Here is a 20,681-nt window from a genome sequence, read left to right as displayed (position 1 = left end):
GGGGCGCCATTGTAGCCTCCGATGTGCGACAGTTTTGCGAACGACTCTCCAGTATCGAGCAGCTCGCGGCGTCGCATCCTGGGCGATATCATGTCGGCATGCCGCAGGGGCGAGGAGGCGGAACCGATGCTGTTCAAGGAAAAATTGCTACTGTCCAATTGTGATTCGGTGCGTGCACTGGACAGTGATGAGTTGCGCAAACGTGTTCTGGTCGGCTTGGCGTTTGCCGATGGTGTGGTGCTGTCGCCCAATACGCTGATAGATAACCTGCAAGTGGCCGATGTGGTGGGGCAGGCCAACGTGGTGCAGTATCTGAATGAAGAGGGTAGTGGGAAGTTGGTGATCCGCGGCTTTGGTCTGGGGCAGTACGCCGGGCTGGCTGAGTATTACGAGGCATTGCCAGGCAACTTCATCTTGTCGAGCCTGCCGGGTGCTCCGTGCAAGCAGGAGTTGGATCGCTTCCAGCGACAGCAGATGCGCGATCGGATCGCAGGGCTGGAACGGGCGCTACGGCAAGTCGGCCCCGTGGTGGAAAACCTCTCGCTGCCGCGCGAGAGTCTGCGTAATGAGGTGTTCTTGCGTTTGCGCGAACGCAGCGCCCTCCACCACTTCTTTGAAAACGATGGGGACTACAATTTGTTTCTGTTGGGAGCAGATCAGGTCATCTCGCGGTCGGAATGGTATGCCTACGCCCAGGCATTCTTTGCCAGACGTGGCCTGGCTGTAGCACCCCGCTTCAGGGCTGAAGTGATCGATCCCGCCTACAATTCGCTGTTCGCACTGAGCAATGAAGGTTTTCTGCAGGATGATATTCCCTATCTCACCGGCCTGCCGGAGGTCATTCTGGACACCAGTATCGGCCTCAAGACATTACGCAAGGAAATCGCCCTGATCCAGTACCCACTCAAGGTGTTCGAGTTCATTTCCAGTTTCGGCGCAGGGGAGATCGTGCGTTATCTTACCGACGAGGCGATCAGCTATATGGAGGATAAAATGGTCGATTCCGGCAAGAGCTATATGACCCGCAAGAACTGGTTCGGCATGTATCCGCGCATGCGTCGCTTCATGGGGCTGGAAATTAAATGAGCACTCAGTACGAGAACCCCTGGTTCAAGGTGGTGCGTGATGGGCGCTTCCATTACGTGGTGGAAAACAGAGCTGACAATGGCGCCGCAGTGCTGGCGCTGGTCGATGGCTCCGAATTCCTGTTGCTGCGCGTCAAGCGCGCGGCTCACGCCGATATCCAGCGGGAAATCCCGCGCGGCTATGGGGAACCTGGCGAAACCAGCCTGGCCTGCGCGCGGCGCGAGTTGGCCGAAGAGACCGGTTACCTGGTCGACGAGAGCCAGCTGAGCCTGCTCGGCCGGCTCAAGCCCAACTCCGCGATCCTGGCATCGACCATCGATCTGTATCTGGCCCAGGTCAACAGTGGCGACCTGACCGAACAGCGTGATGATGAGGCGGTGGCGGTGGAGCGAGTCAGCCTGGCTGATATGCGTTCGTTGCTGCGCGTGGGTGAAATTCAGGACAGCTTCACCCTGGCGGCCTTGGCTCACTACTTCAATCGCTGACGTGCAGGATGCGCACATCACGATCTTCTGGAAAATCAGAAATAAAATCAGCGAAAATGACCCGCTAGATTTAATCAGGATTGCCTGAAGGCATTGTAATTACTAGGGTTCATGGATACTGTGGATGTGCAGATAAATGCGCATAACGCTTTGGTAAGGAGCCAGGCTAAATGGCTTTGATTACGACTCATAGGTATCTGGATCCTGTTCTGCCGGAGAACCTTCCGGCATCGATCATCGCCGCCGCCGATGCACTGCCGCGCAAGATTGAGTTTCTGGCAGGGCGCTTGGCACCGGAGACCTCCCAACGTTTGGCAGAACTGCTGCGACTTACCAATAGCTATTACTCCAACTTGATCGAGGGTCAGTACACCGAGATTGCTGATCTGCAGCGCGCGCAGAGTGCACCTAAGCGCGAGCGCAAGCAATTGACAGACTTGGCAGCCCAGCATGTGGAGGAGCAGTCTGTGCTTGAGCGTGCGATGCGCCGTTATCAGAGCGATGATTTCGCAGCAATGTTCGATCCTGAACTTTTGGAAACGATTCACTATCGGTTGTTCAGGCATGCAGATCCTGCAGCGCTGGTCTTGAGTGATGGCAGGCAAATGGTACCTGGTCATCTGCGTGCTGAAGAGAATGAACAGGTCATGGTTGGCAACCATGCTGCACCTGCTGCTGCGGCTGTTCGCGCGATGTTGCAGCATCTGCAGACTCACTTTGGGCGTATCAGCGATCCTCGCCGGCGTTTGATCGGAGTTCTGGCCAGTCATCACAGAACTGCGTTCATACACCCATTCCTCGATGGGAATGGCAGGGTTACGCGCATGCTTACGCACCTGCAATTGTGCTATCTGGGCTTGAGGCCGGCATTATGGTCGCTGTCCCGTGGTCTAGCGCGTCGGAATGACGATTATTATCGCTACCTCGCTCTTGCCGACAGGCCGCGCGAAGGCGATCTGGATGGGCGTGGTCAACTGTCCCAGCGGCACTACTTCAACTTCATTGAGTTCATGCTCGACGTCTGCCACGACCAAGTTGATTACATGGCAGCAGCGTTGAATACGACAACCTTGCGGGATCGCTTGAGCAGAGTGTTCCAGTATGACGAGCGGCTACGGCTTGGTGGGGTTCGGCCTGCCACCGCTTCGGCAGTGCTGGCGTTGCTCGTACAGGGCAGTATGCCGCGCAAGGACTTCAAGATATTCACTGGTTTGAATTCCCGGCAGGCTACTGATGAACTGTCAACGCTGATCAAGCTTGGAGTGGTACACAGTGAATCACCCAAGGCGCGGATCATTGAACCTGGTTTGCCGGCCTGGTTCGCTGGTGAGATATTTCCCGATCTGCATCGTCGGTTTCAGTAGCATATTCAATTGGTAAGTCTTGCTGGTCTGGCTGATGGGGCATTCGTCTCGGTGGCACTGGCCCACTACTTCAATGCTTTTTCAGCATCTCCCGCCGAATGTCGCTGATCGCCTTCATCGGGTTCAGGTGCTTGGGGCAGACCCAGCTGCAGTTGCCGATATCTCGACAGCGATACAGGCTGAAACGGTCGGACAGGCGCTGCAGCCTGGCCTGGGTGGCCGTGTCACGGCTGTCGGCGATGAAGCGATAGGCCTGCAGCAGCACGGCGGGGCCGAGGTACTTGTCCGGGTTCCACCACCAGGAGGGGCAGCCGGAGGTGCAGCAGCCGCAGAGAATGCATTCATACAGGCCGTCCAGTTTGGCGCGTTCCTCCGGTGACTGGCGATATTCGGTGGTGGGCGGTTCGCCGTCATTGATCAGCCACGGCTTGATGCTGGTGTACTGGGCAAAGAAGTGCGCCTGATCCACCACCAGGTCGCGAATCACCTCCATGCCCGAGAGCGGTCGGATGATCAGCCGCTCGTCATCCAGTTTGTCGATGACCGGGGTGATGCAGGCCAGACCGTTCTTGCCATTGATATTCATGCCGTCCGAGCCGCACACCCCTTCACGACAGGAGCGTCGAAAGCTCAATGAGCTGTCGACGGTTTTGAGGTACTCGAGAACATCCAGCACCATGCCCTTGCGATAGTCGTCGGGCACATCGAACAGCTGCATCTGTGGGCGGCTGTCGCACTCGGGGTTGTAGCGGTAGATCTCGGCGCGGAACATGCGGCTTCCTTCCCGGCACTCCGGGTGATGGATTGCTCTGCAAGTCTAGCCCTCGCGCCACCGCAACGCCAAAGCTGTGCTGAATTTCCTCGCGGGGCGGTAGTCAACAGAACAACGGGGTGAAACGAGAGCCGCATCATGAGCACCGCCAAGCTACCGCAAAAAGCCACCATCTACCGCATGGTCGTGCCCGAGCATATCTGTCCCTTCGGCTTGAAAGCCCGCCACCTGTTGCGCGCCAGGGGCTATGAAGTCGAAGACCACTGGCTGACCAGCCGGGAGCAGACCGAGGCGTTCAAGGCCGAACATGAGGTGCAGACCACGCCGCAGGTGTTCATCGAGGGTGTGCGTATCGGTGGCTACGATGATCTGCGGCGTTATTTCGGCAAGGCCGTGCCGGGGCCGGAGGCGACCAGTTATCAACCGGTGATCGCGGTGTTTGGCATGGCGGCGTTGCTGGCGCTGGCCACCAGCTGGATGGCCCTCGGCAATCTGTTCACGGTGCGTGCGCTGGAGAGCTTCGTGGCCTTCGCCATGAGCATCCTGGCCTTGCTCAAGTTGCGCGATCTGGAGAGCTTTTCCAGCATGTTCCTGGGCTATGACCTGCTGGCCCAGCGCTGGGTGCCCTATGCTTATCTGTACCCCTTTGGCGAGGCGTTGGCAGGGGTATTGATGGTCGCCGGCGCGTTGCTGTGGTTGTCCATACCGGTGGCGCTGTTGATCGGTAGCGTCGGCGCGGTGTCGGTGTTCAAGGCCGTGTATATCGACAAGCGCGAGTTGAAATGCGCCTGTGTCGGCGGAGACAGCCAGGTGCCGCTCGGCTTCGTATCGCTGACGGAGAACTTGATGATGGTGGGCATGGCGCTGTGGATGCTGGCCAAGGTATTGCTGCGCTGATGGCGCTGCACCTGGTGTCAGGTGCAGCGCGGGCGGGAGCGCTCAGATATCCCACACCAGGTTGATGGCAAAGTTGCGGCCGGGCTGGGTCAGGCGGTCGAGATTGGCCGGGCTGAGCACTGCGGCTTCGCCGACACCGTCATAACCGCGTACGTCATCCCACAGCCAGTATTTCTTGTCGGTCAGGTTGTACAGGCCGGCGCTGAGGGTGACGTCATCGCCGACCTTATAGAAGCCGGTCAGGTCCAGCACGCCGTAACCGGGCGTCCTGAACTGGCTGCTGACGCCGTCGGGGGTATTGAAGGTGCTGTCGTCGACCCGGTTCTTCTTGCGTACCAGTGTCCAGCTGAGCAGGGCACCATAGTCCTCCTGCTCATAACCCAGGCCGAGCACCCCGGTCAGCGGGTTGATGGCATTCAGCGGTTCGCCGCTGTCCCTGTTGCGACCATGGGCATAGGCGATCGAGCCCTGGGCGTAGAAACCCGGCGCAGCGCCCAGCACATCGAGGTTCAGCCGGCCCTTGAACTCCACACCCTTGATGGTGGCATGGCGGATGTTGTTGCTCTGGAAGGTCACGTCTTCATAGCCGGGTGTTATCGCATCCTCATTGATGAAGTCGCGGTACTTGTTGTAGAACACCGCCACATCGAAGTTGCCATGCTCGAAGTTGCCACGCAGGCCGGTTTCGTAGCTGCGGCTCTTTTCTGGCTCCAGGTCCGCGTTCGGCTCGACGTTATAGCCGCCGCTGGCGTTCTCGAAGCGGCCATACAGCGCCTTGGCCGTGGGCGTGCGGAAGCCTTCGGCATACTGGCCGTACCAGGTGAGCTGCTCGGTCAGCGCGTAGGTCAGGCCGAGCTTGGGTGACAGACGCTGCCAGCGTTTGGTCTTGTCGCTGACGGTGTTCAGGTCATCGGGGTCGACGGTGTTGAGAAACTCGTCGGTGATGTGGGGTTTCAGCTCGGTGTGGTCGTAACGCAGGCCCGGCAGGAAGGTCCAGTTGTTCCAGCTGATCTGGTCCTGCACGAACAGGCTGTAGGTGTCGATGGTCGGGTCCGGGAAGTCGCTGGACTTGACCAGTACATCAGCCGGGCTGACCGCGCCAACGGCGCTGCAACCGGCGCCGATGGCCAGGCAGATGCCGTTGCCGCTGCGCGAGCCGGTGACCTTCTCCCGCTTGAGGGTGGCGCCATAGGTCAGCAGGTGTGCGGTTTCACCGAGGCTGAAGGACTTGTCCAACTGGCCGTCCAGCACCCACTGGCGTTCCTGGTAGAGGGTTTCGCGGCTGCGCATGACGTTGCGCGAGAACGGGAAATAGTTCTCCAGGGTGCTCTGGTCGGTCTTGGCGGTCTGGTAGTTGAAGCTCCAGCGGGCATTGTCCGCCAGCAAGGAATCGATGCCGAAGCGGTGTTCCAGGCCGAAGCGTTCGCGGGTGATGGTGTCGTTGCCAGTGCGCGAGCGGTACATGCCCAGCGGCTGGCCATTATTGAATGGGCCGCCAACGGCGCTTCTCTGGTCGGTGTCGCGGTCGTCCTTGTATTTTTCATAGGTCAGTCCCAGGCGCGCCTCATCGGCGTAGTACCAGCCGGCCTTGGCCAGTACGTTGCTGGTGCGGGCATCTTCCGGGTTGGCGGCGGTGCGGGTCAGGCCGGTGCTGTTGTCGTTGCCGTAGGATTCGGTTTCGTGTCCGTCGCGGCGGCTGTAGTGCAGCAGCCCATCGACCTGGCCGGTACGTCCGGCGACAGTGGCGGATTTCAGCCAGCTTTCATCGGCGGAACTGTAGCCGGCCTTGAGCCGGGCGCCGGCTTCTTCACCGGGCTTGATGATGTCTTCCGGGTCCAGGGTGAAATAGCTGACCACACCACCGATGGCATTGCTGCCATACAGCGCCGATGCCGGACCGCGCAGTATCTCCACGCGCTTGACGATTTCCGGGTCGACGTAGTTGCGCTGGGTCTTGGCGTAGGGCCCATTGAAGAAGCCACCGGGAATCTCCACGCCATCGACCTGGGTCAGTACCCGGTCACCATCGATACCGCGGATGTTGTAGCCGCTGATGCCGCCGCGCTGGCCGGCGCCGCCGACCGTCACCCCTGGCTGGTGACGTACCAGTTGCCGGATGCTGTTGACGTTCTCGCGGTCCAGTTGTTCGCGGGTATGGCTGGTCACGGTATTGGGAACGCTGGTGATGTCCTGGTCATGCCGGGTGGCGCTGACGGTGATCGGCTGCAATGTCAGGCTGGCTGTGTTGCTGCGCTGTTCCAGTACGATGCTGTTGTTACCGAGCTTGCGATAGCCCAGCTGCGTACCGGCCAGCAACTGGTCCAGGGCCTGTTCCGCCGGCAGGGCACCGGTCACGCCGGGGGAGTCCACGCCTTCAGCCAGTTCGGCGGATAATCCCACCTGCCAGCCGGTGACGGCGGTGAAGGCATTCAGCGCCGGGACCAGGGGCTGGGGAGCAATGGCGAACTGGTACTGCCCCAGGCTGCGTGCCGGCTGGGCAGGTGCCGGGTCAGCCAGTACAGGTGCTGCCTGGGCGCCCGCCAGCAGAATGGCGGCAGTCAGAAGGGATAGCGTGCAGCGCGGCATGCGTGCCGGCCGGGTAGGGGAAGAGAACATCGTTGGTGCTCCGTCTCGCAAGGGTCAGATGATTTTCTATCGCATAAACAAATGCGAATCAGTTGCATTGGAAATAACGAGACGAATCAGCCCAGGTAATCGCGTAAAAACAATTGTCAGATCAGTTGAGCACGACCAGCGCCGGGAATTCCTGCAGGCGTGCAGAGGTGATGTGCGCCAGTGAGCGCACCACTTCCAGCGGCTGGTCCAGCCGGTAGTTGCCGGTCACCGCCACATCCGCCAGACGCTCGTTGGTATTGATGATCCAGCCGGGATAGTAGCGGCGCAGCTCGGCCAGCACTTCGCTCATCGGACGGTTCTCGAATACCAGTCGGCCCTGGGTCCAGGCCAGCTCCGTGTGATCGAGCCGGGTCGGCTGGTTGAAACCGTTGGGGCCGACATGGATGCTCTCGCCAGCCGAAACGCGGACCCAGGCGCCGCTGTGCGCCGCCTGCAGATCGACATCGCCGCGCTGCACGCCGACATGGGCCACGCCGTTCTGATAGCGCACGGCAAAGGCGGTATCCCGGACGCTGGCACGCACCGGGCCGACCTCCAGCTTCAATGGCTGATCACGGCTGTCGGATATCTCGAAGAACGCCTCGCCCTGATGCAGCCGAGCAGCGCGCTGCTGCGCGTTTATGGTGCTGGAGAAGGCCGAATTGGTATTGAGCAGCACCCTGGAGCCGTCATCCAGATGCAGGCGCTGCTGCTGGCCGACCGCCGTCAGATGATCGGCCTGCAGGCGTAATGGCAGATCAGTGAAACTGCCCAGTCCGAGCACCAGGACCGCAGCGATGGCCAGCGTCCGCCAAGGGTGGCGTCGGCGGCGGGGCGGGGAGCTGGCTGCCGCAGGTGCCTGCAGTTGCCGGGCGCACTGTGCCACCTGTGGGCTGTCCCAGATAAGCTGGGCCCTGTTGAATGTCTCGGCATGCAGCGGCGAAGCGTGCAGCCAGGCCTCGAACTGCCGGCGTTGCTCCGGGGTCGGGTTTTCCAGCAGGATCAGCCAGTCCAGCGCCTGGTCCATGGCGCTGGCGCTTGAGGATTCCCCGTCCTGGGTGGTGGCGGGCGGGGTGTCATGGGTATTCGTCACGAATGTTCCTCGGCTATCTCGTTGCACGCTCGACCACACTGATGCAGATCGCCATGATCAGCTTCAGTTCCTTCTGCACCGTACTGATGGAAACATCGAGTTGTCCAGCGATGTCCTGGTAGCTGTGGCCATGCACCCGGCTGAGAATGAAAATCTGATGCTGGCGTGTACTGAGCTGATTGAGGCTCAGGTTCAGATGCTCCAGCAGGCGTTGGGCATGGACAGCATCCTCCGCGCTGCTGCCGGGAGCCGCGACGCTTTCGACCACCTCCATGGGCACATCTTCCACGACCATGCGCGCCTGGATACGACGCGAGCGCAGGTGATCGAGCGCCAGGTTGCGTGCGGTCTGGAACACGAAGGGCTCCAGGTGCTCGATGGCCCGCTCGCCCAGTGCGCGGCTGACTCGCAGGTAGGTCTCCTGCAGCAGATCCTCGGCGGTGCTGTGATTCTGCACCATACGTTCGAGGGTACGCAGCAGGGAAACACGCTGGGCGAGAAAGACATGATTGAAATGCGATTGGTTCACAGCAGGGCCTGGTTTGATTTTGACTGGATGATAATGCTTATCATATACGTAGGCAATCGGCTCCCATCTCGCCCTTCAGCCTTTCTGCTGTGTGGAGAACCGCGTAATCTGTCAGCCAAAGAGAAAAGAGATAAGAAAGATCCGAGGCAGACCCATGCAAGTGTTGCAGTCCCCCCATGTTTTCTACCGTCGTGTGCTTTTTGATGTGAGCGCGACCGAATGCCAGGTGGCCATGGAAGATGAACACCACTACTTCGTCCTCAACCTGGGCCATGATGGCCAACGCATCACCTCGATCGACAGCACCGCCCGACGCACCCCCTGGACCAGTTGCCCCCAGGCCGCCAGCCAGCTGCAGGCCTTCATCGGCCAACCCCTGCGCCAACGCATTGCCGTCAACCTGCCGGAAATCGACAGCAAACAGCAATGCACTCATCAGTATGACCTGCTGATGGTCGCCCTGGCCCAGGCGCGGCAACCGGGCCGGCGCGAATACCTGGCCAAGGTGATCGGCGCCATGCATGAATACCGCCATGCCGAACTGTGGCTGGATGACGAGAAACTGCTGGACTGGCGCCTGCGCGGCACCGTCATCCACAGCCAGGATGAATTCGATCAGCAGGACCTGCGCAGCATCATGCCCTGGGCCGAACAGACCCTGGATGACCGCAAGCTGGAAGCCCTGTATGTACAGCGCCGCGCCGTCATGGTGGCCGCGAGCAAGGGCGTGGACCTGGACCGCATCCCCAATGCGGGCGTGGCCATGCGCGCACGGGCTGGCGCCTGTTTCGTGTTCCAGCCGGGGCGGGCGGAGAGGGCGATTCGGGTGTTGGGTAATACGCGGGAGGATGTGCAGGGGCCGGAGGATCTGTTGGCGGGGTGGCAGGAGCCGGTGGTGCGGGTTTAAGCGGTGCACAGCGCCTTGTAATGTCAGGTATACAATGCATAATGAAACAGAATCCTGTCTTTGCATCGGATATATGACATGAGTGTTGAAGAACTCGGCCGCTCCATCCGCCGGCTGCGTAAGGAGCGGGGTCTCACCCAGGCTGAGCTGGCGGCGCAGGTTGGCATCAGCCGCGCAACGCTGTCCGGTATCGAGAACAATACGGTACTGGAGCTCGGCATACGCAAGTATGAGAAGCTGCTTAACGTGCTAGGGCATACCCTCTCGATGAAACTGCAAAGTGGCCGGCCCACTCTCGATGAGCTGAAGGAGCGCTGCTTCGATGATTGACTCTGCAGTCCAAGAATTGGCCAAAGCATCGGCTGCTTTATAACTTCGGCAGAATCGCCTGTGGACTGAGCGAGGCCCAGGTTGCACAGAGTCTTGAGAGAGTGGCGGAGGGGGTGAGCCAAGCGGCTGCTGAGCTACGCGAGCACATGAATAGTACTGACTCGTTTACCGATATGGGCAGCAAAATGCTACGTGCCTGGGACAGAGGCATGATGCGCAGTCTGCTGGATGACAAGCGAGGGCGAGTGAGTCTGGCGAAGGGATGATCAAGGTTTGAGCGGTCCATTTATCGTGTCCCGAGTTATCCTTGCTGCTGAATGGTTTCGGCGTTGAGCTGATCCGTAATCACGGGTGTGCCGGGGCTCTTTTCCTTTTGAGGAGTTCATTATCATGCAGGATTCAGAACTGCAGCATCTACGCCGCTGCATCGAACTGGCGCAGCAGGCGCTGGAGGCGGGAGATGAGCCGTTTGGCTCGGTACTGGTAGGTGCTACCGGTACGATATTGGCGGAAGCCCGCAACGAGGTTGGTGGCGGCGATAACACGCGCCACCCGGAATTCGAATTGGCCCGTTGGGCCGCCGAGCATATGAGTGCAGAAGAACGGGCGGCTGCCACCGTCTTCACCTCCGGCGAGCACTGCCCTATGTGTTCAGCCGCCCACGGCTGGGTTGGATTGGGCCGTATCGTGTATATCTGCTCCGCCCGACAACTGCTCGCATGGCACCAGGACATGGGCCTGGCTCCGCCACCGGTAAACATGCTCTCGATCCAGGATATCGCCCCGAATGTGGCGGTGGAGGGGCCGGTTGATGTGCTGGTGGGGGAGGTGGAAGCGCTGCATCGGCGACGGCACGGGGCGTAGGAGCCGGGTTGTTGAGTGACTGCTCGACGATATGGGTGAAAATGTACCTGCTCCGTTACCCCGCTCAATGCAGGCTAAACACCTCATCCAGTGTCTGGGCGTCAAGTATGTTCTCCGCCCAACGCTCCAACTGCTCAGGGCTGGCTTCATGCAGCTTCTGCAGCACCGTCGGGTCGAGCTCACCGAAGCGGTGGCTCAGCTGTTTGAGCAAAATACTCAGGCTGCCCTGGACAACTCCCTGTTCGAGCCCCTGCTCAAGCCCCTGAGCAACTCCCTTCTCCATGGCTTTACGCTCGAATGAACTGATATAGGTCATGGCTGCCTCCTCCTGCAGAGTCTCCAGTTGCTCTTCGTAATAATCATTGACCGATTCCGGCAAGGCGACCATCCATTCGAGAAAGATCACCAACTGGCCGAGCCGCTCCCGCTCCAGCTGCTTGCGGATGGCCAGGCGGTAGAAGCTGATCAGGTTATCGGCCCTGGTCTTGCCGTCGCGGACCAGTTTGGCAGTCAACTGGGCGGCAATCAACAGGCCGAAAGGGTTGTCATCGTGCTTGAGCTCTTCCAGGCGCGGCAGGTAATCCAGCAATTTGATGCTGCGAAAGCGGAAGCTCACGCCGGTGCCGGCCAGTTGCTCCTCAAAGGATGCCGGGCGAAAAGCCGGATCGGTATCGGCCAGCACCGCCAGGCTGATGACTCGCAGGCCGTAACGGTCGCGGATGCGGTGGTAATAGCTGTACATGCGTGCGGCAAAGGCGTCTTCCTTTTCGCCCTGCACCTCGACGTGAATCAGTATCCAGCAGGCGTCGCCATCGCGGTAGCGGACCTTGACCAGCTTGTCGGCATAACGCCGCCCGGCGCTGGCCTTGTGGTTGATCTTCTGCAGTTCCTTGTCGAGAAACTCCGCCGGCACCGTCCAGTCGATGGCGTCATGGATGTCCGGGTAGAGTAGCTGCATGAAGGGCTGAAAGAAATACTCCAATGCTTCCTTCCAGGGACTGTCGTGGTCCTGTGGTGGCGGTTTGGTTTGGCTCATCCTGAGCTGCGATCCTTGGGCTGAGAGTTGCGGATCAGGCTAATACAGATAGTGGAGCGTCAGGCCAAAGGATGCGGGAACTGTGGAGTAGCACACAAAGAAACAGGCTTACAAGCAAGAGCGCAGGGATGGTGGGGTATAGCTCGTCTCATTGTTCTGGCAATAGCGGACACTCCCGTCGTCGAGCAGGCTACGGAAACTCTGCCCCGAGTTCAGCCACACCGCTTATATGCATAAATGTGTAAATGTGTCCGTAAATGTACCTGGTCCATCTGTTGTCCATTTGTTTTATGAGACTTGCCAACGCTTCCCCTTGAAGGCCAAGTGCCGCATCATTAGGCCATTATTGTCATGGTGCTGGAATATCGGGGTTGTGTCGGTGACCGGAAAGGGTAAGGCAAGGTCTTTACGCTCTAGGCGGGCTCGTCATTATTCGTGACAGCGAGTGGGTAGTACGCCGGTCAGGCCTCAGCGATGACGATGGCTACATTCAAATATTCTCTTTCAAGAGGTTGATAATGCTGTGAGTATGGTGAAGAAGTTTTTCTGTGGTCTGTTGTTGACCTGTGCGCTGGTCAGCGTGAACTCTCATGCTGAGGAATGGACCCGTGAGCGGGTGCTGTCTTTTGATACACGCAAGGTGCTTGGCCAGCTTGAAAAGGCACTCACCGTGCACGATGAGATCCCAACTCTGGAGCGGTCTCGACTTCTAGGTAGGGACCAGAAATCGGCAGAAACTGACCTTGATAAGCTTATCAAGGAGGCCATTGGACTTCTTGAATCGGATGGTATCAATACCATGCGAAGCCAGTATCAACAGCTGGAAGGCCGGGTAGCCGCTGAGAGACGGCGCCTTACTCAGTTACGGCGGGATCGGGTCCTGGCGCCCAGCGATGGGCGTAGTCTGAGCATCAATCTCGTGCCCGGGGAAACCCTGAAGCAGTGGGTGGCCTCTACCCGGGAAGACTACGACCTGCTTATTGAGGCAACTGAAGGCAATATCGAAAGCTTTGAAGCGGAAAAGATACAAACGTTGACTGAGATGGCTACGGCGCTGGCTGCCATCGGCTTGAATCTCACGAACGACCAGCTCGACACCATGCTGTCCTCTGTCACAGGAGACGACATAATGGGGATGACAGTGGTTTTCAATGCTATCAAGGACCTGACGGTGCAGCTCAGCGTGCTTACCCAGGAATCCGGAGAAGATTTGGAGCACGCAAAGAAGTATTACGGCATGGTAGTGGTCTTGCATCGCCTTATTGGCACCATGCAGAAACAGTTTTTGGCTGAGGTGAATGGGGAGTATTTACCCAAGTTGGCGGAGTTCCGCGCCACAGCCAACGACAACCTGAAAGAGGCCCGAGCCCTGCTGAAAACAGGGACCCATCCTCAGACGATAAAGAGCAACATCGAAGCTAATGAAATGACCTTGCGGGTTATTGAACTGTATGAGCAGGTTCTCAATGACCAGAAGAACAAGGTCAGTAAGGCATTGCAGGTAACCGAGAAGGAAATACGAGTCGCCAACAATACCTACAATACAGTGTCTCTCAGCTCGGCAGTCGTGAGCATGATCCGTGAGGGTGCGAACACCTTCGAGCAGCTCATTTCACTGCAGATGCCCGATGTACGCGAATTCCAGAATGAAAACATGAAAGAGGAATTCCGACGTTTGACAGCGCGTATGTCGCCTTGAACAGTCTGGAGCTTTGAGCATCGTGGCTTTGAGGGGGGAGACTGTCTGTCCGGCGGTTGCTTGCATGGCGCCAGGATATGAGTCTGGCTCCGCCTCCGGTAAACATGCTTTCGATCCAGGATATCGCCCCGCATGTGGTAGTGGAGGGGCCGGATGATGTGCTGGTGGGAGAGGTGAAAGCGCTGCATCGGTGATGGCATGGGGCTTAGGGGCCGGGTTGTTGAGCGCTTGCTCGACGACAGGGAGGAGATGCCTGACTTGCCGGTCGTACTCTGTGATGGCAAAAAGTATGCTTCTGAATAGGCGTCGGGGCTGATAGGCAGGCTGAGGTTCCGTTCTGACCAGGCTCGACTCCCCCTGTATCACTTTAGCTGTCGTCAGTTTGTATGATATGAGTGAGGGTTTACTCTGACTCACATTCGGGGTACTCATTCTGGCTGTCAGATTGTTTTCGTTGTTTCAGTTCTTCAACTAAATCCAGTATCTCGATCTGGTACTGGTATCGGCTGATAACGGCATTCAGTAACATTGTTCCGCTTGAAATGCCGACCAGGAATGCCGCAGAGAAAATGACTGCCACGCTGCCAACGTTGGCAAGGCTGATTTTGCCAGTGAACAGGCCTGAGAGAAGCTGGATCAAGTCAAGCTTTTCATTGAACGTCATGGCCGCAGAAACCAGGCCAATTACTGCTGTTTCTCTGCCAAAAAAACGAGTGGTGCGTGATCTCATTCGGAGAATTTTTCGTTCAAGCCAGAATCGTGCGCCAGATATCGACCTGTCTGTATGGTGTTTGAAGTTTTCGGCTATTTCATATTCATGGTGAATGTCATCCTGCAGGTTTGTGAATGAGCTTTTTTTCCAGTTCACTAGGGTTGCTAGTGATGCAGCCGGTGGAATGATAATGGCAAGAAGGGCCATAGATATCACGGTTGTCATAATTGTCAGGAGGAAAAACTTGGCTGCAGGGGCTGGTTGTTCGGCCCTATAAAATAATGTAAAAGCAAGGGCGATAAGAAACAGGAGGATTGCCAATATGAGGCACCAGTTGGATAGACGCCTCGCTTTGTCCTCGGTGCTGGTATTTTTGTACTTTCTGGGTTCGGCCTTATTCAGCTTTTCTAGAGTTTGCAGTATTTCGTTGGTTAGGTGGTTATGGCAGCAAGATTGAAAGGGCATTTTCAGTATCTTCTAACTGGATTAAAGAGTGGGGCCGAATAAGACTCAAGCCCAGCGAACAGGAGGGAAGCAGTTTATGCGCTGGGCAAAGACATAGTCCAGCTTGGCCAGCTTGATTCGGTAGCTTGACCACGAGCCTGACGAGCCACGCATGGTCTGCATGGAATGGCTGCACCGCTCATGCTCCGAATTCCTCCACTTATCGTCAGAGGCGCGCCACTTGCCAACCCCCATTCTATAGTGGCATCGCTAATAGGAGGATTGTCATGGATAGGGTGAAGGGGTTCACACTGGTTGAAATCATGGTGACCATTGCGGTTGCTGCGATTCTACTGGGCATCGCGATACCTTCTTTTCAGACTGTGTCCCGCAATAACGCCGTCCGCGCCACCACAAACGACTTGATCTCTACAATCAACATTGCACGCCAGCAGTCCATGAGCATGCGTACAGAGGTGAAGGTCAAGCCGGCATCAGGCGGTTGGGGCGATGGCTGGGAACTTGAGTTTGGTAGTGTTGATGCCGGAGAGGATGCCGAGTTTGCTCCCGGTAAGGGCGTTAGCATCAGCCGTACCGCGGGGAGTGGGGCATTGGAGTTTTTAGCCAGGGGGGGGCGTGGTGATAACAGCGGGAACAACGCCGAATTCACCGTCTCCCATACTGACTCCAGCATTTCCAGTCGTACCTTCTGCGTTTCTTTCTTCGGAAAAATCACAACTGGAGGGTGCTCCTGATGAAGCGGATGAACCCTATATCGCCGCAGCATGGTGTCGGCTTGCTGGAAGTGCTCATTGCTCTGCTGGTGTTGGCCGTTGGTGTGTTGGGCTTTGCTGGGCTGCAGATGACTGCCCTGAGCCAGAGTGATGACGCCAACCACCGGGTCGCAGCGGTGCTGATTGCTCAGGATGCCATCGAGCGCCTGGAACTCAATCCGATGGGGCGTGGGATGCCGGAAAATCCGCTCGACTCATGGGCTACCAATCATTACCAGGCCGGCAACTGGGCTGCGGGCGAGCAAGGTGAGGAGCCGGATTCCAGCTGCATTGGCAAAGATGCCGACTGCGATCCAGAGGAGCTGGCCGATTGGGATATTGCCCAGCTTACTTGGCTGGCTGCCAACCAGTTGCCGGGTGGGCGTATCCTCGTTGATGAGTGCACCTTTACCACTGATCTGACCTGCGTCATCGTCAGCTGGGGTGATCAGGATGATCCTGCCAGTTGCATGGCGGCTGCCGGGATCAATGTAGACAAGGACAGCAACTGCCTGGTCCTGGAGGTTGCCCGATGAAAAGACAATACGGCTTTACCTTGGTCGAGTTGATGGTGGCGATGTTGATCGGGCTGATCCTCACCCTGGCCGCCTTGCAGCTGTTTCTGACCAATCAGCGCACCTTTACTTTGCAACAAGCGCTGACTGAACTCCACGAAGATGGCCAGGCGGCTATTCGCTATATGGTGGCGGATATACGCCAGTCCGGACGGGGTGATGCACTGTCGGGAGCCATTCCGCCTGTGGCGCGGGAAGGGGATGCCGGGGCCACCAGCATAGCCGCAGACGGGGGAAATGAAGGGGATGACACTTTGGCGATCCATTACTGGGGTACCTCCACTTGCGCCGGCGAGACATATACCACTGAAACGGAAATCCGCAGTGTTTATCGGGTTGTAGATAGCGTGTTGCAATGTACCAGCGAGCTGACCAATAGCACGGTGGATCTGCTCAGCGGGGTGGAGAGCTTTCAGGTGCTGTACGGTATTGATGGCAAACCCAACCAGCGGCTTGAGGTGACTCGCTTCGTCACTGCTGGCGAACTTGAAGATGACTCGGTGGTGGTCGCGATCCGCTTTGCCCTGCTGCTGTCCTCAGACAGATTCCGCCAGGCCGAGTCGGCAAGCATGTCGCACTGGGTGCTCGATCAGTCGGTGTCCAGCAACGACAACCTGCTGCGCCGGGTATACAGCGCTACCGTGCAACTGCGTAACTATGATTGGGATGGGGTGTGATATGTATGAATCCACATTCACTGGTCGGCCTCAGACCCAGCGCGGCGCGGCTTTGCTGGTATCGTTGATTATCCTGCTGATGGTCTCGTTGATGGGCCTGTCTGCGCTGCGTTCAAGCCTGTTCTCCGGCAAGGTAGCTACCGGAGTGCAGGGCGATGCCATGACCTTTGAGGCGGCGGAAACGGCGCTGGGTGTCACCTACCGCAAGCTCAATGAGATGACCGACCAGCAGCTCTACACTGCCTTCGCTTCAGGTGTAGTCGAGTATTGTGTTGAGCGCAGCAACTCCGAGTCGGAGGGCGCCTGTGGCAGCAACGCGAGGCTGGATGAGCGAGGATTGTTACGCGCAGGCTCGCTCAGTTATCTCGGCGGCTATACCCCTCTCGATGGCTCCCAGGTCAGTCAGACCGGAGCCGGCACTATCTTTGCTGACTATCAGATCAATATGCTGGCTGAAAGCGAAATGCCTGCCCTCAGCCTGCAGAATCATCACTTCCAGGAGGCGCTGAAACGTGGAATCGCCCCCTCCTCGGAGCTCAACTAGGAACAGCGCCATGAACGGAAAACTGCAGGGCTTCATCACGGGACTACTGACAACCACGCTCCTGTCGTTCTCGGCCGTTAGTTATGCCGATGATACGGAAATCTACTTTGCTCAAGTGAATGTGGGTAATACTGAGAACAAGCCTGTGGCCAATGTGCTGTTTCTGTTGGATAGTTCAGGGTCCATGTCCGGAAAAAAAATGACAGATCTGAAAAATGCATTTAATTCAGTTGTGTCTGGCTTGGGGGAGGATATAAGTGTAGGAGTGGGGCGCTTTAACGGTTCTTCCGGTGGTTATGTTTTTTATCCGGTTACACCTATGGATAGCAGTGCGATAGCCGATGTCAAGGGAGCGGTTTCAGGGCTTCCGGCCAGCGGTAACACGCCGACTCTGGAGTCTTATACTGAAATGGTGCGCTATATGCTAGGGGAGGCGCCAAGTGATTATGCTAAAAGTGGTCAGGCATTGCAGTCTAATCCGAGACCAGCTGTTAATATGCAGCAGGAATGTAATAGTAACGGTAAGAACTGTAAATGGGTAAGCTCGAGCAGTTATGACTCGCCGATAAACTATAATAATCAGTGCGAAAGTAACCATGTCATCGTTATGACCGATGGTGAGCCTGTGTCGGATTACGATAATGCGTCGAGAGACTATGCGAGAGGCAAGGCTGGGAGTAATTGTAATTCCTCCTATAACTGCCAGAAAGATCTAGCCAAGTGGCTGTACAATGACGGAGAGGATGTGTTGGGCAGCGGCGGTAAGGTGACCCGAAAGCCCATAAAGACCTGGCAGGTCGGTTTTCAGATGACGTCTGGTAACCTAAAGAATATGGGGGAAGTGGCATCGGCAGGTGGTACAGAAAAAGTTTATGATGCCCAGACAGCAGAGGCGCTGGCTGCAGCTTTTATCGACATCCTCGACCTGATCGACGGCCAGTCCCGTTCCATTTCTGCACCAGGTGTTGCAGTCAATACCCTTAACCGCTTCCAGCACCTTGACGAGCTTTACTACGCGGTATTCCAGCCGGCGGAAAGCAGCTTCTGGGAGGGTAACCTCAAGCGCTACCAACTGAAGAATCAGGAAATTCATGACCGCAGTGGTCCCGCCATTGACTCGAGTACTGGTTACTTCAAGAGCGATGCCAGTAGCTTCTGGGGTACTGTGGAAGACGGTGCCGATGCCACCAAGGGCGGCGCCCGGGAGCAGGTGGGTACGCGCAACCTGTATTACAGCAGTGCTGATGGTGGAACCACCAGCAAGCTAAGCTGGAACGCCGCAAATAATACTAGCACTGTGCCCGACAATAGTTCCTTTGTTGGCTTGGATAGCTTGGACGAACGCAAGGCCATGTTCGAAGCCTTGAAGAGCCAGTGGGGCGACCCGATGCACAGCGTGCCGCTGATGATCAACTATGGTGAAGATGACAACTATGTGTTTGTCTCTACCAATGGTGGCATGCTGCATATCATCGACACCAAATCTGGCGAAGAAGTGGCCGCTTTTATGCCTCATGAACTGTTCGAAAAAGCGCCAGAGTTCACCATCAAGAAAAAGCCTCTTACCCAAGACAACCGCCGTCAGACCTATGGGCTGGGTGGCAGTTGGGTTGCCTGGCGTCAGGCGGGTGACAGTCTGACCGACAAACCGGCCAAGGTTTATGTTTACGGCGGCATGCGCAGTGGCGGACGAAACTACTACGCGCTGGATGTCACCAATCCGGAAGCGCCCAAGCTGAAATGGCAGATCATCGGTGGTGAAGGCGACTTCAAGGACATGGGCGAGACCTGGTCCACCCCGACCTTGACCCGGGTCCGGGTCTCCGGTGAAGACAAGCCGGTACCAGCACTGGTGTTCGGGGGCGGCTACAGTCCTCTGCAACATACATCCATTGAGAATGGCATTGCCAGTGCCACCCATAACCGCGCTGACGATGGTGATACATGGGGAAATACCATCTACATCGTCAATGCGGAGACTGGTGAGCTGATCTGGAAAGCCGCCCACAATGATCTGAAATGGGCGGTGCCAGGTGGTGTTTCGGTGGTCGATATCGATTTTGACGGTGTCGCGGACCACCTGTATTTCGGCGATCTGGGTGGTCAGTTGTTCCGTGTCGATATGGGTGGGACAACTGCTAACTACGAGGTTCATCGCATTGCCAGTCTGGGTGGCGAAGGTGTGAATCATCGTCGTTTCTACGAGGCGCCGGCGGTTGCCTATGTTAAATCGGGTGCGCAGAACCACCTATATGTGGCGGCGGCTTCCGGTTACCGTACCCATCCGCTGGATGAGGGTACGAACGAGGGCTTGTTCGTTGTTATTGATAAGGATGCGCGGCATTCAGGTACCTCCCCTGTGGCTACGTTGTCCAATATGGCCAATGTGGTAGATGGCGATCTGAAAAGTGACGATCGCGGCTGGTATTACCTGTTTGAGGAGGATGCGGTGCGCCCAGGAGAGAAGGCGTTGGCCTCGCCGGTGATCTTTGATAACACCATCATGTTGAGCACCTATGCGCCGACCGAAGACCAGGAAAATGATAACGTCTGCGCTGTACGTTATGGCGCCGCTTATTTCCACAGTGTTGATCTGCGCACAGGAGCGCCCAAGTCGATCAGCAAGGAAGGGCCGACGCCGACCAGTCGCAGCGAGATGCTCAGCCAGAGTACGCCGCCGCCTACACCAACCCTGTTGGTGGATGAAAAGGGCGATCTGATCGTGGTCGTTGGCACTGAGGTGATTGGCGAGGGCGATCTGGGTAACCCGAATCTGCGTAAGCGTCGCTGGATGCAGTTGCCAAAAGATGAGGCCAATGAGATTCGTAACGAGGCGAAAGGCTCGGGCGATGAAGGAGGTAACGGCTGATGAAAAGAGTCCTATCATTGCCGCGCCGGGGCGCGGGTTTTACGCTGATCGAAGTGATGATTGTGGTGGTGATAGTCGGCATACTTGCCGCTATTGCCTACCCGTCCTATCAGCGTTATGTGCAGAATACCCGCGAGGCGGAAGCGCAAGGACAGATCATGGAGCTGGCCAGCACACTCGAAGCCTATCGGGCCAAGCATTTCTCTTATAAAGATGCGGATACGAAGCTTTCAACACTGGCACCTGAATTGAGTGGCAGCAAATATTACGAAGCAAAAATCACTCCAGGTGCATCGAATCAGAGCTATACGATTGAGGCGAACCCGAAGACAGGCCTGATGTCTGGGAAGCCCAAGCTGACCTACGGAAGTGATGGAACGAAGTCCTGGTAAGTTACCGGGATGGAGGG

20 protein-coding genes are annotated in these 20,681 nt (G+C 57.3%); 14 read left to right on the top strand and 6 right to left on the bottom strand.

Going from position 1 to position 20,681, the window contains the following annotated elements:
* The first annotated feature begins 126 nt into the window (after nt 1-126).
* The 3 genes from H6X51_RS12495 (at nt 127) to H6X51_RS12485 (ending at nt 2,935) form a co-directional block, all read left to right on the top strand.
* Nucleotides 127-1,086: a hypothetical protein gene (locus H6X51_RS12495; RefSeq protein ID WP_185267814.1), complete on the top strand. Its 960-nt coding sequence runs from the start codon at nt 127-129 to the stop codon at nt 1,084-1,086.
* Nucleotides 1,083-1,571, top strand: coding sequence for an NUDIX hydrolase (locus H6X51_RS12490; RefSeq protein WP_185267813.1), 489 nt, complete (start codon nt 1,083-1,085; stop codon nt 1,569-1,571). Before H6X51_RS12495 ends, H6X51_RS12490 begins: the two co-directional genes overlap by 4 nt.
* Before the next feature lie 170 nt (nt 1,572-1,741).
* Nucleotides 1,742-2,935: a Fic family protein gene (locus H6X51_RS12485; RefSeq protein ID WP_185267812.1), complete on the top strand. Its 1,194-nt coding sequence runs from the start codon at nt 1,742-1,744 to the stop codon at nt 2,933-2,935.
* A 70-nt stretch (nt 2,936-3,005) separates the two neighbouring features.
* Here H6X51_RS12485 and H6X51_RS12480 read toward each other — a convergent pair whose 3' ends face one another.
* A complete protein-coding gene (locus H6X51_RS12480) occupies nt 3,006-3,707 on the bottom strand; it encodes a succinate dehydrogenase iron-sulfur subunit (protein ID WP_185267811.1) in 702 nt (233 codons plus the stop codon).
* Between the two features lie 138 nt (nt 3,708-3,845).
* Between H6X51_RS12480 and H6X51_RS12475 the strand changes: the two genes are divergently transcribed.
* On the top strand, nt 3,846-4,604 hold the full coding sequence (locus tag H6X51_RS12475; protein ID WP_185267810.1) for a MauE/DoxX family redox-associated membrane protein: 759 nt from the start codon (nt 3,846-3,848) through the stop codon (nt 4,602-4,604).
* Between the two features lie 42 nt (nt 4,605-4,646).
* On the opposite strand, the gene H6X51_RS12470 is transcribed toward H6X51_RS12475, so the two are convergent.
* From H6X51_RS12470 to H6X51_RS12460, 3 genes are all read right to left on the bottom strand, one after another.
* On the bottom strand, nt 4,647-7,220 hold the full coding sequence (locus H6X51_RS12470; RefSeq protein ID WP_185267809.1) for a TonB-dependent receptor: 2,574 nt from the start codon (nt 7,218-7,220) through the stop codon (nt 4,647-4,649).
* A 121-nt stretch (nt 7,221-7,341) separates the two neighbouring features.
* Entirely contained in the window at nt 7,342-8,313 is a 972-nt protein-coding gene (locus H6X51_RS12465; protein ID WP_185267808.1) for a FecR family protein, read from the bottom strand.
* 13 nt (nt 8,314-8,326) lie between these two features.
* Nucleotides 8,327-8,842 (bottom strand): RNA polymerase sigma factor, encoded by a 516-nt coding sequence (locus H6X51_RS12460; RefSeq protein WP_185267807.1) that lies wholly within the window; start codon nt 8,840-8,842, stop codon nt 8,327-8,329.
* Nucleotides 8,843-9,074: 232 nt separating this feature from the next.
* On the opposite strand from H6X51_RS12460, the gene H6X51_RS12455 reads away from it, so the two are divergent.
* From H6X51_RS12455 to H6X51_RS12445, 3 genes are all read left to right on the top strand, one after another.
* On the top strand, nt 9,075-9,749 hold the full coding sequence (locus H6X51_RS12455; RefSeq protein ID WP_185267806.1) for a DUF2889 domain-containing protein: 675 nt from the start codon (nt 9,075-9,077) through the stop codon (nt 9,747-9,749).
* 78 nt (nt 9,750-9,827) lie between these two features.
* Nucleotides 9,828-10,079 carry a helix-turn-helix domain-containing protein gene (locus H6X51_RS12450; RefSeq protein WP_185267805.1) on the top strand — a complete coding sequence of 84 codons (252 nt, stop codon included), beginning with the start codon at nt 9,828-9,830 and terminating at the stop codon, nt 10,077-10,079.
* Nucleotides 10,080-10,469: 390 nt separating this feature from the next.
* Entirely contained in the window at nt 10,470-10,943 is a 474-nt protein-coding gene (locus H6X51_RS12445; RefSeq protein ID WP_185267804.1) for a nucleoside deaminase, read from the top strand.
* Nucleotides 10,944-11,007: 64 nt separating this feature from the next.
* On the opposite strand, the gene H6X51_RS12440 is transcribed toward H6X51_RS12445, so the two are convergent.
* Complete coding sequence (locus H6X51_RS12440) at nt 11,008-11,979, bottom strand: DUF4351 domain-containing protein (protein ID WP_185267803.1); 972 nt, start codon at nt 11,977-11,979, stop codon at nt 11,008-11,010.
* Between the two features lie 523 nt (nt 11,980-12,502).
* Here H6X51_RS12440 and H6X51_RS12435 point away from each other — a divergent pair.
* Nucleotides 12,503-13,678 carry a hypothetical protein gene (locus H6X51_RS12435; protein WP_185267802.1) on the top strand — a complete coding sequence of 392 codons (1,176 nt, stop codon included), beginning with the start codon at nt 12,503-12,505 and terminating at the stop codon, nt 13,676-13,678.
* 403 nt (nt 13,679-14,081) lie between these two features.
* Here the strand turns inward: H6X51_RS12435 and H6X51_RS12430 are convergent, their stop codons facing one another.
* A complete protein-coding gene (locus H6X51_RS12430) occupies nt 14,082-14,855 on the bottom strand; it encodes a hypothetical protein (RefSeq protein WP_185267801.1) in 774 nt (257 codons plus the stop codon).
* A gap of 266 nt (nt 14,856-15,121) precedes the next feature.
* On the opposite strand from H6X51_RS12430, the gene H6X51_RS20095 reads away from it, so the two are divergent.
* The 6 genes from H6X51_RS20095 to H6X51_RS12400 are packed head-to-tail and all read left to right on the top strand — an operon-like array spanning nt 15,122 to nt 20,664.
* Nucleotides 15,122-15,589, top strand: a complete 468-nt coding sequence (locus tag H6X51_RS20095; RefSeq protein WP_328795671.1) for a pilus assembly FimT family protein — start codon at nt 15,122-15,124, stop codon at nt 15,587-15,589.
* Nucleotides 15,589-16,143 carry a type IV pilus modification protein PilV gene (gene pilV, locus H6X51_RS12420; RefSeq protein ID WP_221627332.1) on the top strand — a complete coding sequence of 185 codons (555 nt, stop codon included), beginning with the start codon at nt 15,589-15,591 and terminating at the stop codon, nt 16,141-16,143. Before H6X51_RS20095 ends, pilV begins: the two co-directional genes overlap by 1 nt.
* Entirely contained in the window at nt 16,140-16,859 is a 720-nt protein-coding gene (locus H6X51_RS12415) for a PilW family protein (protein WP_185267837.1), read from the top strand. Before pilV ends, H6X51_RS12415 begins: the two co-directional genes overlap by 4 nt.
* A 1-nt stretch (nt 16,860) precedes the next feature.
* The gene (locus tag H6X51_RS12410; protein ID WP_185267800.1) at nt 16,861-17,403 is read left to right on the top strand and encodes a pilus assembly PilX family protein; all 543 of its coding nucleotides are present in this window, start codon (nt 16,861-16,863) and stop codon (nt 17,401-17,403) included.
* A 10-nt stretch (nt 17,404-17,413) separates the two neighbouring features.
* The gene (locus H6X51_RS12405; protein ID WP_185267799.1) at nt 17,414-20,272 is read left to right on the top strand and encodes a PilC/PilY family type IV pilus protein; all 2,859 of its coding nucleotides are present in this window, start codon (nt 17,414-17,416) and stop codon (nt 20,270-20,272) included.
* The gene (locus H6X51_RS12400) at nt 20,272-20,664 is read left to right on the top strand and encodes a type IV pilin protein (protein WP_185267798.1); all 393 of its coding nucleotides are present in this window, start codon (nt 20,272-20,274) and stop codon (nt 20,662-20,664) included. Before H6X51_RS12405 ends, H6X51_RS12400 begins: the two co-directional genes overlap by 1 nt.
* The last annotated feature ends 17 nt before the right edge of the window (nt 20,665-20,681 follow it).

This window comes from Halopseudomonas xiamenensis (assembly GCF_014219065.1).
Taxonomy (GTDB): Bacteria; Pseudomonadota; Gammaproteobacteria; order Pseudomonadales; family Pseudomonadaceae; genus Halopseudomonas; species Halopseudomonas xiamenensis.
Note: the sequence above shows the minus strand (reverse complement) of the source record. Positions and strands in the feature narration are given on the sequence as shown.

Coding starts and splice junctions, on each gene's coding strand:
- H6X51_RS12495 (WP_185267814.1), top strand. CDS start 127: ATGCTGTTCAAGGAAAAATTGCTACTGTCCAATTGTGATTCGGTGCGT.
- H6X51_RS12490 (WP_185267813.1), top strand. CDS start 1,083: ATGAGCACTCAGTACGAGAACCCCTGGTTCAAGGTGGTGCGTGATGGG.
- H6X51_RS12485 (WP_185267812.1), top strand. CDS start 1,742: ATGGCTTTGATTACGACTCATAGGTATCTGGATCCTGTTCTGCCGGAG.
- H6X51_RS12480 (WP_185267811.1), bottom strand. CDS start 3,707: ATGTTCCGCGCCGAGATCTACCGCTACAACCCCGAGTGCGACAGCCGC.
- H6X51_RS12475 (WP_185267810.1), top strand. CDS start 3,846: ATGAGCACCGCCAAGCTACCGCAAAAAGCCACCATCTACCGCATGGTC.
- H6X51_RS12470 (WP_185267809.1), bottom strand. CDS start 7,220: ATGTTCTCTTCCCCTACCCGGCCGGCACGCATGCCGCGCTGCACGCTA.
- H6X51_RS12455 (WP_185267806.1), top strand. CDS start 9,075: ATGGAAGATGAACACCACTACTTCGTCCTCAACCTGGGCCATGATGGC.
- H6X51_RS12450 (WP_185267805.1), top strand. CDS start 9,828: ATGAGTGTTGAAGAACTCGGCCGCTCCATCCGCCGGCTGCGTAAGGAG.
- H6X51_RS12445 (WP_185267804.1), top strand. CDS start 10,470: ATGCAGGATTCAGAACTGCAGCATCTACGCCGCTGCATCGAACTGGCG.
- H6X51_RS12440 (WP_185267803.1), bottom strand. CDS start 11,979: ATGAGCCAAACCAAACCGCCACCACAGGACCACGACAGTCCCTGGAAG.
- H6X51_RS12430 (WP_185267801.1), bottom strand. CDS start 14,855: ATGCCCTTTCAATCTTGCTGCCATAACCACCTAACCAACGAAATACTG.
- H6X51_RS20095 (WP_328795671.1), top strand. CDS start 15,122: ATGGATAGGGTGAAGGGGTTCACACTGGTTGAAATCATGGTGACCATT.
- pilV (WP_221627332.1), top strand. CDS start 15,589: ATGAAGCGGATGAACCCTATATCGCCGCAGCATGGTGTCGGCTTGCTG.
- H6X51_RS12415 (WP_185267837.1), top strand. CDS start 16,140: ATGAAAAGACAATACGGCTTTACCTTGGTCGAGTTGATGGTGGCGATG.
- H6X51_RS12410 (WP_185267800.1), top strand. CDS start 16,861: ATGTATGAATCCACATTCACTGGTCGGCCTCAGACCCAGCGCGGCGCG.
- H6X51_RS12405 (WP_185267799.1), top strand. CDS start 17,414: ATGAACGGAAAACTGCAGGGCTTCATCACGGGACTACTGACAACCACG.
- H6X51_RS12400 (WP_185267798.1), top strand. CDS start 20,272: ATGAAAAGAGTCCTATCATTGCCGCGCCGGGGCGCGGGTTTTACGCTG.